Below are 13,353 nucleotides of genomic sequence, written 5' to 3'. Positions count from 1 at the left end.
ACCCTCCGCCTAATGTGCTACCGTCTCGCGCAGCACTTCCTGCAGCGTCGTAATCCCACGTGTTACTTTTTCCAAGCCGTCGTCCATCAATTGAATCATGCCTTGCCCTGCTGCCGCTTCACGCAATTGTTGAACGGATGCCCCTTCGTTAATAAGCTCGCGCAGCTCATCATTCACAAACAATACCTCGTGAATAGCAACTCGGCCGCGATATCCAGTATTGTTGCAGCTTCCACAGCCTTTGCCCTTTATAAGCGACTCTATCTCAATTGAACGACTTCTCAAAAATATTCGTTCCTGGTCGGTCACGGCATGCGACTGCTTGCAGTCCGCACAAACGCGTCGGACAAGCCTTTGCGCAACAACGCCTACGAGAGAGGAAGCAATCAAATAGGGCTCAACACCCATATCTCTAAAACGGGTAATCGTACTAACTGAATCATTCGTATGTAAAGTCGACAATACCAAATGCCCCGTCAACGATGCACGGATCGCAATTTCTGCCGTCTCGCTGTCTCGAATTTCGCCCACCATAACGACGTTCGGATCTTGCCGCAAAATAGAGCGCAGTCCTGCTGCAAATGTCAGCCCGATATTCGGACTCACATGCACCTGATTGATGCCTTCCAGCTGATACTCAACAGGATCTTCAATCGTAATAATATTCGTATCTTCCTGATTCAAATGCTGAAGTCCAGAATATAAAGTAGTTGTTTTACCGCTGCCTGTAGGGCCAGTTATAAGCAAAATCCCGTATGGCTTGTCGATCATTTCTTTAAATAAGGTGAAGTTATGCTCGTTGAAGCCCAACTGATCAATCGCCTTCACACCAGTACTTAAATCGAGAATCCGCAATACAATTTTTTCACCGTGTATTGTAGGAAGTGAGGATACTCGAATATCGACATTTTTAAAATCAACCTGCATCTTAATGCGTCCGTCTTGAGGCAGTCTGCGTTCGGCAATATTGAGCTTTGCCATAATTTTGAGCCTAGCTGTGATGAAGCCTTGCATTTGCTTCGGAACCGTCTTCTCCGTTCTAAGCACACCATCCACCCGATAACGAATCGATATTTGCATCTCGCCTGGGTCCACATGAATATCCGATGCCCTTAGTTGAACTGCTTGCTGAATCATCTGATTCACAAGGCGAACGACTGGCGAATCTTCATCCATCACTTCTATTTCTTGAATATCATCCGAAGAAGAAAGATCGACCAGCATCTGATTCATGGAATCTTGAAGACCGTAATGACGAGCAATGGCTCGTTGTAGTTCATCTCTGCTTGAAATGGCTGGTTCGATACGGAAGCCCGTGCTCATTCGCAATTCTTCTATTGCAAAATAATCAAGCGGATCGGCCATCGCGACCATTAGCCTTCCGCCTTCTTTTTGAATCGGGATAGCTTGGTAACGTCTTGCCATGCTCTCTGGAATAATCTGAGCGATTGCCGGATCTATTTGAAATTTGTATAAACTCACATGTGGGATACCAAGTTGGAACTCTAAAACCTCTATTAGTTGCTGTTCGGTAATATAACCTTGTGTAATGAGCAAGTCACCCAGCTTTTGCTTGGTCTTACTCTGCTCACGCAACGCTTCCTGCAGCTGCTCCTCAGAAATCAGCAAGCTCTCAACAAGCAAATCTCCTAGTCTTTTTTTGATTGCCGCCACAGCTTCAACCCCTATCTCTATCCCTATTCCAATGCAAATAAATAGTTTTATATAATTGGTTCTATATACCTACTTCACATTGAATCCTATCTTTAAATCTACAATATCCGTTCTCTTATATGTATTTCGCTAGTTTATCTTGCAACAACTAGCGTTGTCGCTTACACTGATTATATCCTACATATGGCAAATTACAACAGTTTTCATTGCAATTTTTAGGTAATAAGACTCATTTGATTTTAGTTTATAAGGAGGAAAGGATCATGAATCTATCATTTCTGAGGAAAAGAGTTTCAATCGTTTGCATTATTACGATACTAGCTATGACTTTCACATACATCGGGGTTAAGCCTTACTTAGTTAAAGCAGCAGTGCCTAGCACTACGATTACATTGAGTAATAATTCGAAGTTTGTTTCTCTAAAGAATGAAGCTATAACTGTCGATGCAAACCAATATTTCTTAGACGAGTTGTTTGAGCTTGAGGATCATGGCAATGATATCGTGTCTATCAAATCCAAAGGCACCAACAAATATCTTTCCTATTCCACATCATCCTCTAATGTAAATAAACTTACAGTTTTAACAAAAACGAATCCTTCAGATAGTGAAAAATTCGTGAAGCAAGCGGTTTCTGAAGGAATTGTTCGATTTAAAACGAAAAGTACAATTAATTCCTCGCAAAAATACTTGGAAGTAAATTCAAACACTTTAGTTGCTAAAAACGATACAGAAAATGATTCTCAAAAATTCAATCTTTCTGTTAAAAAGCTTCGTCCTACTGTTAACGTATTGGAAATTACCGAATCAGGAACTTCTGATCTGACTGCTGCGGTCGGTACAACTAACCTAATTACGATAAATACATTAAGCATGAAACAATTTGTTGCTTCACGCGAACAGCTAGATGGGAACTATGACGCGATATATATTGGGAAGGGTAGTTATAGTATCACACTCCCTACTCAAAGCTCTACGTCAAGTGCCCATAATACTGCTAGCAAGCAAAATGATATTACTCAATTAAAAGCAACAGAGATTATTAAAAACTTCGTTGACAAAGGACTCCCAGTTATTCTCTATAGCGATTCTACAGACAGAAGCAAAAAAGGATTACTGCACCAGGCTGATTTAGGAAGTGGCAATAACATAAAAGAAGCTCTTTTGAAAAAAAACTTCGCCATCTACAACCAAGTAGGAAAGACTAAAAGCAATGTAATTTTTGTGAACAATAATGACATTTCTAGCCAAACTAATTTTGTATCGAAAATCAATCTTCTTGATAAAGGAAATATCAGACCTTTACTCACCCTAACCGAGAAGCCTGACGGCTACACATCAACTTCGACAAAAAAGTATTCTCCTGATGAGATCATCACATTTAAGTATGCAGTCGATAACCTTGGCGATGTCGCTTCCAAAAACATTAATTTAAACTTATTTATTGGAACTGACAGCTCTCTGCCGTTTGGTGCTGAACAATTTGTCACTTCTCAAACGGTTACAGAGAAAAGCGGTACGCTTACGTATAAGCTTCCACCCGGATACTCTGGTCTTCAGTATTGGAGACTCGAGCTATCTGAATTCGGCAGTCCTTTAAAAGATATTCAAACTGGGGTATACCGCTTCCAAGATGAGAAAATTAATATTAAAGTACTTCAAGTATTGCCGAACAAAAACACAAACGACAGCAATCTAAACAATAATTTACAATCAAAAGATTTAATAACTAATGATTATGGCATTACGATCGATACGACCTCAATAACTAATTTTAATAACAGCGGGTACAACACATTAAACGGAAAATATGACATGCTCATATTCGGATTTGTCGATGAGTACAACAACTTTGCACCAATCGGTAATAACGCAACAGCTGCTGTACAGCAGTTCATAAGTACAGGTCAGAGCGTTATGTTTACGCATGATACTATCTTTGTGAATAATAATAGCGAAAGTCAAAACTGGCTCAATAAATTCCAAACGACAACTGGACAAATTGCCCCACGTACAGACATGGGACTCGGAAATCCACTACAAGCTACATCAACAGAAAAAGTAAATGAAGGACTATTAACGCAATACCCTTTTTTATTAAACGAATCCACACAGGTCGCTACGACGCACAACCAGTATTTCACTCTTGATTTAGAGGACGCTACTGTTATCCCTTGGTACAATATGATCGGTGGTGTCCGTACGTCCGGTGACAGCTGGAATCATTATTACACGTATTCCAAAGGCAATGTGACCTATTCAGGTTCAGGTCATACAAACAAAGGCTTCCCAGCGTGGGAGCAAAAGTTGTTTATTAATACCATGTATAGAGCATTTATGGGATCTAATCATGCTCCTCAACTGACTGTCTTCAGTCCAATTGAGTATAATCAAGTCGACAATAACTTTATCCCCTCCTATCAGGATCTTCTGATTAACTACAAGGCTGAGGATTTCGACTTGAACGATCGAGAACTAATAACATCAATTAATCTGATATACAACAGAAAATCTTATCCTGTAACAACTAACGAAAAGATTCTGTCAGGATCAACCGTGAATAAGAGCGTTACTAATCCTCTTCCAAACGGCGGAGATTTGAAAGTCCAAATTATCGCAAGCGATGCTAAAGGCGCTGAAGTTGTTAAATTCATAAATGTTAAGGTTGTTAAAGTCTCCTCCAACCTTGAGTTGAATCGCACTGTTTCCAGTAATGTCGTTCAGGAGACCGTTGAGAAAGATACAGCAGCAACCTTCACATACACGCTGACACCTAAACCAATAAACAGAAACGAGGCTCTTGCAGCTGATCGAATGATCATCACTTCATTGAAATTTAATGAGACGTTTCCTGCTAATTTAGAGATAGGAGCACTCCCGTCTAATTTTAGAAAAATCGGTAATTTGGCTACAGGCTACACTGTCACTGGAACAATTGATGATATCAAATACACGCTTTCTGGAAACACATACACAGCTATTCCGTTTACTTTCAATATTCCGGTTACACCGAAAAAAGACGGGTCTTATCCATTACTTGATGCCGTATTAGATTTTAAAGATATTGGTGAGCAGGCATCCAAAAAGCTGCAATTCCCACATTATGTATTAAAAGCTATTACTAAAATCAAAGCGGTGACTGTAAATAATAAAACAATTTTAGTAGGTGACAGACTGCCTTTGATTCCCGTATTTACGCCTGAAGAACCTACTAATAAACAACTGATTTGGACGTCTGATCGTCCTTCTGTTGTCTCTATCGATAGCAGTACTGGCATTATTACAGGCATCACATCAGGTACCGCAAACATAACAGCGTCAACAACTGATGGCAGTAAAATTACAACAAGCGCAGTCGTTACCGTTATTAGCCCAGGGCTTAATATTACAGGCCCTGAAACTGTCGCTGTTAATGAATCTATTATTCTGGAATCAAAGCTATTTACAGCAGATTATGAGAATATCACATCCTATAACTGGAAAGTCACATCAAACACTGGAAATATAAGCTTAAGCAACACTAGCGGCAGCTCAACGAATGTACAGGGATTATCAGCTGGCGATGCAACCATTACCTTAAAGGTTACTACTGATCAGACAGATCCTGTAACGAACAAAAAAAGAGAATATACCGCGACAAAGAAAATAACGGTATACAAGAAGCTAATAAGTATCGATTTAGCTGATGCAACGCTTTTACTTAACGAAACAAAACAAATGACACCCGTGTTTAATCCAGTCGATGCAAAAAACAAAGCGGTCACCTGGTCATCGAGCGATACCTCTATTGTAACTGTCGGAAGTGACGGTAAAATTACAGGGGTTGGCATTGGAGCAGCAACGATTACAGTTACAGCTTCGGATGGCAGTGGGATATCCAAAAATGCATTAGTAACCGTGACATTACCGAACCCCGTCATTAGTGGGCCAAGTAACATTCCATTAGGTACGAGCATTGCATTATCGGCTGTCATTCCTGCTTCTGGCAATGACCCGATTAAAACAGCAGTTTGGAGTGTTACAGAAGGAAATGCGAATGGTATTTTGGCTTCACAAACACAAACCTCTGCAACACTTAAAGGCATAAAAGCTGGCAATGTAGAAGTTAAACTAACGGTGACGACGAACGCAGGGCGTATTTACGTCTCTAACAAGCTAACCATTGAAGTAAATCAGGTTATATTGAAATTATCGAACACTAAAACAGTTACTCCTGGAACAGAGTTGGAATTGTGGAATGAACTCGGTTCAGATCCTACTAATGGTAAAACAAACATTAAGGATTCACTAGTTTGGAGTAGCAGCGATTCTTCAATCGTTAGCGTTAGTTCTGACGGTAAAATAAAGGCCCTTAAGCCTGGTTCAGCAACGATTACAGTAGTCTACTCACATGATCCAAAAGTCAATGCTCAAATTACTATTATCGTTACCTATCCGCCTTCTCCGACAGACGGAACAGACAGATACTAACGGTCAAAGCCGCCAAGCAGCAATAGCTTGGCGGCTTTTTTTCTTTTCATCATCATGACGCAAAAAATAGCCTTCAGAGTATAGGACTGCGTACTCTGAAGGCTATTCGCATCTTTATTAATCTCCTAATTGCTTACTTCCAACCATTACACTTATTTGCTTGACGCGAGGCAAACCTGAGTACTGGTCTTCAAAGATCTTATTATTGTATTCCACAATAAATCTAGAGTCCAGCTTACCTACACTGCTATCTTGCAATGGAAAGTCTATACCTGATTCATCTGATTTTTCTTTCACATTCCCTAAAACAGCATTAATGGTTAGGTCGCCTTTTGCAAAAAAACCGCCATTCAACCAAAACGTTGAACCTACCCCGTAGAGCTCCGCTTTGCCTTCTGTATAAAAGAAAGCATCTAGTCTATTTTTTTTAATGCCTTCCCCTTCATATTTCCCATAATTCGTGAAGGCATCAAATCGATTTAGCAAAATGTTTTTCTTTGAAATGAGTACCAGCTGCTTCGTTGTCCCGTCCGTTTGATCTCCTTTTAGTTCAGCATCCTCAATCGTTGTCTCATTAGAACTTGAGCCTGCTCCTAAACAAAAAATCGTGCTGTCCACCTTAATCTTTTTACCTTTAATCGACACGTTGCCCGTTACAAGTATATTAGCTTTAAGATCTAAGTAATCAGAACTAAGATTAACAATCGTCAAATCACCATTTACGATAAACCATTTCCCTGAATTTCTTGCATCTTCTGAATAGGTGAGTTTTTTAAAATCTACCCCGTTTAAAGTCAGATTCCCTTGATGTATGATGGATTCCGATAAAACCGAATTGAATACATTTATGTATTCCTCATATTTAATGATCTCAGCCTCGTATCTAGCTACATCAAGCGGGTCATCCTGATTTGGAAGCGTCGGTTGCGTCACAATTGCAACTTTGTTCAATCCCATATTACTGAGTTCATCTATAAAAGGATTCATATTATTTGCATTAAATACCGTTTTCAGCTTTTCTCGAACGCCAATACTGTTGCTGGTTGCTTCAATTGCTTTGTCAATAAATGACTCATCAATATTAATGGATCTGAATTTGCCATTATCCTTAAGATGAATATTTTCATATTTAATACCGAGAACTCTTTGAAGTTCACTCTCATCATTTGTCGATAAGCTTTTATAAACGACCGGCTGAGCTTTATCAGTGCTTTCAAAATATTTGATGGCATGAAATGAAGGCACAAATAGATTTCCATCTAGCCTTGGATATTGAGTAAGCTGCCGATCTCCCAGAGATTTATACCTATATTCTGCTCGGTTGGAAATCTTCAACTCATGCCCTGCATAGACGTTACCCATTGCATACGGTGAGCCGTTAATAATAACATCCTGTTCCGAACCATAGGCATACTGCAGAAATTCTGGATAGGAATCAATCAAGACATGCTGAACCATTTTTCGTTTAACTCCATTTACAACAGCTTCAGAGGTAAGCTTAAGCTTGTAACTTTGAAGGTTGCTTCCACTTTCCACCTTAATATCAGTTATCTCTGCATTAGCCCCATCCAACTCTGTACTCGTAAGCTTCGCTTTAAAATTATCCAAATTCTGAATTTGAGTCATATATTTCTGTAATTCCTCAGAGCTAATATCATCTCGTCCATCATACTCGGAAATCAAATATGACACGGCTTGATTAAGAGACTTTTCCGCTAAATGAAGGCTTTGCACATCGTTCTCGCGTGTCTCTGTTCGAGTTGCTCCTCCTAAACTAGCACCTAAAATGGCTGTCCCTAATATCGTAAATAAAAGAATCATAAATATAACAAGCAATAACGCATAGCCGCGTTCATTTCGAATCATGGCATATCTCCTAGAAACCAAATTTACTTTCCAATGCTAATTGCTGTGTTTTTCCAGCGTGGGTTTGATTAAGCACAAGCTTAATCTCAATAAGTCCTGTGCTGCATGCCCCAGGCTTCTCACAAATAAGTTTAATGGTAGACGCTGGAGCAATCGTTGATTTTATTTTGAGATCGCGGTTACCTACCATTATTTCGCCATTATCGATCTTAATCATTTTCATTTCGGTGGGATCGCTTTTGGACAGTTCAATACCATACCCCGTTGACCCTATTAAATCTGGCGCAAAAGTATACAACTCATTAATAACAGAGGACATGACTAAATCTCCCTCATCACGCAAGGAGTTTTCGACCTCGATTTTGTTATAAGTGCCAATTCCGAAGACGAGTACTGAATATATGATTCCTCCAAATATCGAAAGCAAAGCCATTGATGCGATGAGTTCAATTAATGAAATTCCTTCTTCATTTCGAAGCTTACTAACGTATTTTCTCATTTGTTATGTAGCCCTCCACCCTTGTTACCTCACGAGCATTGTTGCTGCTCCCAATAGGCTCTACAAGAACGTTAATCGGGATTAAATAATTCGCTGTTTTTCCTTGAAGCGAAAGATCGGTCATAATGTCTTTCTGATATTCAATCGATATTTGATATGCAACACCGTTAATCGTTGGGTGAAGAACCTCAAATAATATATCCCCATTCGAAACCAGCTTTTTCACTTCTTCAGAGCAGCTTGTCGCCCCGCATGAAATCTCTGTTTTGCCATCCACAACAAAGTATTTTTTGATCGGATCAAATTCTTGCTTCTCCATATAAAACAAAGCATTCCGTGCTAGATTCACCATAACTGTCTTATTCTGATTCCCTTTCGCATAGGTGAGTGCATTCGTGAAAAATGCTGTCATTGCTAGAGCAACGATGGATAGTATTGTAAATGCAGCTAGCACTTCAATTAGTGAAAAGCCCGCTTGTCCTTCTGCTTTCTTATAAAATCTCATTTGTGATTCCTCACCCGCTTCTTCATAGCCACCATCGACATAATTAATTCCTTTTTCTTCTAATCTCAGTTTACTATAGCTAGGTATATTTTTCTATGACAAAAGAACGAGTTTCGACATTAATATGTAGATTTAATAAGTCATTCGAACCATTTTTGTTGCCTTGATCACATATGTTATAATTTTCTTATGGAACAATGGAAAAAAAATCTGATCGTGTTGTGGTTCGGACAGTTTCTCGTTATGGCTGGGATGACGATGATCATTCCGTTCCTGTCCCTCTATTTGCAATTTGATTTAGGTTTAACCGATAAGCATGAGATCGGCGTGTGGGCTGGGCTTATTTTTGCGGGCAACTTTGTGACGTCATTTATTTTTCAACCCATATGGGGGAAGATGGCTGACAGGTACGGTCGCAAAATGATGCTGCTCCGCTCTGGTTTCGGTATGTCCATCGTTATGGTATTGATGGGGTTTGCCACAACTCCATGGCACTTGCTGCTGCTTCGAATGGTGAATGGGACAATATCCGGCTTCAACCCTGCATCTATCGCATTAATTTCAGCAACAACGCCAAAAAATAAGATGGGCTTCGCGATGGGAACGATTCAATCAGGAGGCATTGCCGGAACGATACTTGGCCCATTTATAGGCGGCTTGCTCGCGGATTCTATTGGCTTTAGGCCGATCTTCTACCTGACAGGAGCTTTGCTGTTCGCAGCCTCGCTGCTTGCTCTATTTGTTGTAAAAGAACCGTTTGACCGAATGAAAGCAGCGGCTCGCGTGCAAGCTTCCGTCATTGAGGGTTTTCGAAAGTTAAGCGGCATTCCTCAGCTCACTGCGTTATTTGCCGTCACTTTTCTCATTCAATTCGCTATGATGAGCCCAATGACGCTTATTCCGCTTTATGTTCAGGAGCTTCACGGGACAACGGCCAACCTTGCTTTCTTGGCAGGTTTCGTCGGATCAGTCACCGGTCTCTCCAATCTCGTGTCCTCGCCGCTGCTCGGTAAGCTTAGTGACCGAATCGGTGCAGAACGTGTACTTGGCGTAGCGCTTGTTGGTTCGTCGCTCGCCTTTATTCCACAAGCGATGGCAGGCACCGTATGGCAATTGCTCATTGCCCGCTTTTTTCTTGGCATCTTTCTCGGGGGGCTTATCCCAGCCGTAAACTCCCTTATTCGAAAATACACACCTGACGGCATGGAGAGCCGTTCCTACAGCTTCAACACCAGCACAATGAGTCTAGGCAACATGATTGGCCCGATCACGGGTGGTGCCCTCTCCGGTTGGATCGGCATTAAAGGTTTATTTCTTTTATCTGCGGTCATGCTCATGATTAACGCTGGATGGGTATGGCAGTCGCTGCTTCGCAAGCGGCCACAGCCAAAAGAGCCGGTCAAGGACGGCTGATCCATTACATGGAGATAGCAAAGGGTCATGAAGGAGAATGTAAATTCCTTCATGACCCTTTTTGCGTTTATACTGATTAATCTTCACAGCTTATAAACTTTCGGCATTTTCAACAAAATTCCGTGAACTATTCTTATCGCTCTGTATCCGATCAACCGATCAATCTGAAAATCAATGCAATGTCGGTTGTTTTTACTATTAATTCCGATAAAAGGAAGGACATTGTAGAATGGTGTCGAAATTCACATTTTAAGTATTTCACTTTGGCGTGGAGGTAGTCTTATGGAGCGTTCTGTTGAAAATTATGAAAAAATTTGTAGCCATATTGAAAAATATATTGGTCCTATCGAGGGTGTTTTCCGAGAAATTGTGTCAGATATCATCCCAATTGATATTATAGTAGCGGGTCCAACCGCTAAGCGTAATTATTATACCCTGGTTACATATGGAATGAGTGAATTACCGATGACCGTTCCAGAAGGAGCAGAGGAATACCGATATTCCGAACTTATGATCAGCCTTCCTCCTACTTGGAAGATTTCAGATGAAGCGTTTAAGGATGAACGCTATTACTGGCCTATCCGTGCGCTAAAAAAATTAGGGAGATTTCCACATGAGTATCAAACTTGGCTTTACATGGGGCATACCCTTGCGAATGGTGAGCCCGTAGAGCCATATAGTGAAGATGCGAAGTTTCAAGGCATGCTCCTTTCACTTCCAGACGTAGAAGATAAACCAGGGTTTTTCAATTTGTTTCTTACCGATGAGAAAGTCGTTCACTTCTTCACATTAATTCCGATCTATCAGGAGGAAATGGATTACAAGTTAAAAAACGGTGTGGAAGCTTTATTCACAAAGCTAAACAAAATTGGCACGGATGATGTTGTTCATTTGAACCGTAAAAATTGCTGCAAAAAGGTTTTTGGACTTTTCTAGAACTCATCTTCCACAAAAAAAAAGCCCTGATCCCCTCCAGCATTATACCGAAGGGGGTCAGGGCTTGCTCTATTACTTCACAATCGCTATCGCTAATCCATCGTAGCCCGGCAATATCGTGCTCTGCAAACGATCGTCTGTTGCGATCATCTCATTAAAAGAGCGCACGGCACGAACTGCTGGACCTTCCTTGGCTGGATCGATCGTTCTTCCGCGCAGTAAAATATTATCGCCTACAATAATTGCTCCCGGATTAGCGAGTGCAATCGCGTAGTCCAGATAGATGGGATATCCTTCTTTATCTGCATCGATAAAAAAGAAATCAAACTTCCTGCCAGCAGACTTCAGCTCCGCAAGGCTTTGCTTCGCATCACCGACCATATACTCTACCTTATCTCCGAGTCCAGCTGCTTCCATATGCAGCTTGGCTAGATCAGCATAGTTTTGCAGCAGCTCAAGCGATACTAATTTACCGCCCTCTTGCAGGCCCCGTGCCAAGCAAATGCCGCTATAGCCGCCTAGTGCTCCAATTTCAATAATATTTTGTGCTTTCGACAGCGATACAAGCATCGTTAACAGCCTGCCATACCCATCAGCAACTGATATATCCGGCATTCCATTAGCCGCTATACCTGCTTTTGTACGCTCGAGATCAGCATCTGCCACATAAAGCGAATCCACATATTGTTCATTTTGCAACGTCATTCTACTCTCTCCAATTTTACAATTTGTAAAAACAAGCTAGTTTGTCCTATACTTGATTGTATGTTTTTGTTCACGGGGTTACAAGCTTATGCTTTAGATATGAAGCTAAGATCACCAAGAATTAATGAAAAGAGAGTGTAAAATGGAAAAGTTACAATTGATCGCAACTGCGCCAATGGGGCTTGAAGCGGTTGTTGCACGTGAATTGAAGGATCTAGGTTATACCGATCTTCAGGTAGAGAACGGACGCGTTAATTTCACAGGCGGTCCTATCGATATTTGCCGCACCAATCTTTGGCTGCGCACAGCAGGCAGAATTCTAATCAAAATGGGAGAATTCCCTGCTACCACCTTCGATGAATTGTTTGAGGGCACCAAAGCGCTTGATTGGCCGATATGGATTCCGAACGACGGTGAATTCCCTGTAAATGGCCGCTCGCAAAAATCTCAGCTGACAAGCGTACCCGCCTGCCAAAGTATCGTAAAAAAAGCGGTCGTTGATAAAATGTCTGCACGTTATGGTACCGAATGGTTTCCCGAAAACGGCGGACGTTATGTAATAGAAGTTACGCTTATGAATGACCGTGCCATGCTGACACTGGACACTACAGGCGATGGCTTGCATAAACGTGGATACAGGAAAGTAGCTACCGAAGCTCCAATTAGGGAAACGCTTGCCGCTGCTCTCGTTCAGCTTAGCCGCTGGCGTCCTGATCGGCCGCTTTACGACCCATTTTGCGGTTCCGGCACGATATTGATTGAAGCAGCAATGATTGGCTGGAACATCGCACCTGGCCTTCGCAGAAGCTTTAACAGCGAAGGCTGGCCGCTTATTCCGAATGAGCTGTGGGATGAAGCGCGCGATGAAGCATTTGATTTGGTAAAAGATGATGTTCCACTTCAAATTGCAGGTTCTGATATTGATCCAGGAGCGATTGAAATCGCAGAAGCTGCTATTAAGAAAGCGGGTTTCGGCAAAGAAATCAAGCTTACTGTGCAACCCGTTGCCAAAGTGAAGCTTGAAGGCGATTACGGCGTTATTATTACGAACCCGCCATACGGCGAACGTCTCGGCGATGATGTACAAGCAGAGGCTGCGCTGCGTCAGTTCGGATTGACTGCGCTCCATTACCCAACTTGGTCGTATTTCTCGATTAGCCCATCAACGACAATCGAGCACTATTTCGGACGTCCTGCGGATAAGAAGCGGAAGCTGTTTAATGGTCGTATCGAGTGTAATTACTTGCAATTTTTTGGCCCGCTTCCCCCTCGCGGAAATCGATAGT

General features: G+C 41.5%; 9 protein-coding genes. 4 read left to right on the top strand and 5 right to left on the bottom strand.

All coding sequences use genetic code 11. The features are described 5' to 3' along the window. Positions 1–9: 9 nt before the first annotated feature. Positions 10–1,674, bottom strand: a complete 1,665-nt coding sequence (locus AB4Z50_RS18205) for a GspE/PulE family protein (RefSeq protein WP_441881005.1) — start codon at positions 1,672–1,674, stop codon at positions 10–12. Between the two features lie 263 nt (positions 1,675–1,937). On the opposite strand from AB4Z50_RS18205, the gene AB4Z50_RS18200 reads away from it, so the two are divergent. After that, the gene (locus AB4Z50_RS18200; RefSeq protein WP_441881004.1) at positions 1,938–6,143 is read left to right on the top strand and encodes a DUF5057 domain-containing protein; all 4,206 of its coding nucleotides are present in this window, start codon (positions 1,938–1,940) and stop codon (positions 6,141–6,143) included. 117 nt (positions 6,144–6,260) lie between these two features. Here AB4Z50_RS18200 and AB4Z50_RS18195 read toward each other — a convergent pair whose 3' ends face one another. From AB4Z50_RS18195 to AB4Z50_RS18185, 3 genes are read right to left on the bottom strand one after another with little or no spacing between them, the layout of a single operon-like run. Beyond that, on the bottom strand, positions 6,261–8,009 hold the full coding sequence (locus AB4Z50_RS18195) for a hypothetical protein (protein WP_441881003.1): 1,749 nt from the start codon (positions 8,007–8,009) through the stop codon (positions 6,261–6,263). A 10-nt stretch (positions 8,010–8,019) separates the two neighbouring features. Beyond that, positions 8,020–8,508, bottom strand: coding sequence for a PilW family protein (locus AB4Z50_RS18190; protein ID WP_441881002.1), 489 nt, complete (start codon positions 8,506–8,508; stop codon positions 8,020–8,022). Continuing rightward, positions 8,492–9,013, bottom strand: coding sequence for a type IV pilus modification PilV family protein (locus AB4Z50_RS18185; protein ID WP_441881001.1), 522 nt, complete (start codon positions 9,011–9,013; stop codon positions 8,492–8,494). Before AB4Z50_RS18185 ends, AB4Z50_RS18190 begins: the two co-directional genes overlap by 17 nt. A gap of 189 nt (positions 9,014–9,202) precedes the next feature. Here AB4Z50_RS18185 and AB4Z50_RS18180 point away from each other — a divergent pair, with 189 nt between their 5' ends. Continuing rightward, positions 9,203–10,426, top strand: a complete 1,224-nt coding sequence (locus AB4Z50_RS18180) for an MFS transporter (RefSeq protein ID WP_076266798.1) — start codon at positions 9,203–9,205, stop codon at positions 10,424–10,426. Between the two features lie 282 nt (positions 10,427–10,708). Continuing rightward, positions 10,709–11,362 carry a suppressor of fused domain protein gene (locus AB4Z50_RS18175; protein ID WP_441881000.1) on the top strand — a complete coding sequence of 218 codons (654 nt, stop codon included), beginning with the start codon at positions 10,709–10,711 and terminating at the stop codon, positions 11,360–11,362. A 72-nt stretch (positions 11,363–11,434) separates the two neighbouring features. On the opposite strand, the gene AB4Z50_RS18170 is transcribed toward AB4Z50_RS18175, so the two are convergent. Beyond that, a complete protein-coding gene (locus tag AB4Z50_RS18170; RefSeq protein ID WP_441880999.1) occupies positions 11,435–12,067 on the bottom strand; it encodes an O-methyltransferase in 633 nt (210 codons plus the stop codon). A gap of 142 nt (positions 12,068–12,209) precedes the next feature. On the opposite strand from AB4Z50_RS18170, the gene AB4Z50_RS18165 reads away from it, so the two are divergent. Then, the gene (locus AB4Z50_RS18165; RefSeq protein WP_441880998.1) at positions 12,210–13,352 is read left to right on the top strand and encodes a THUMP domain-containing class I SAM-dependent RNA methyltransferase; all 1,143 of its coding nucleotides are present in this window, start codon (positions 12,210–12,212) and stop codon (positions 13,350–13,352) included. The last annotated feature ends 1 nt before the right edge of the window (position 13,353 follow it).

Origin of the sequence: Paenibacillus sp. 2TAB26, assembly GCF_052115145.1 — a bacterium.
In the GTDB taxonomy this organism is placed as follows: Bacteria; Bacillota; Bacilli; order Paenibacillales; family Paenibacillaceae; genus Pristimantibacillus.
This window is presented reverse-complemented; position numbering and strand designations above follow the sequence as displayed.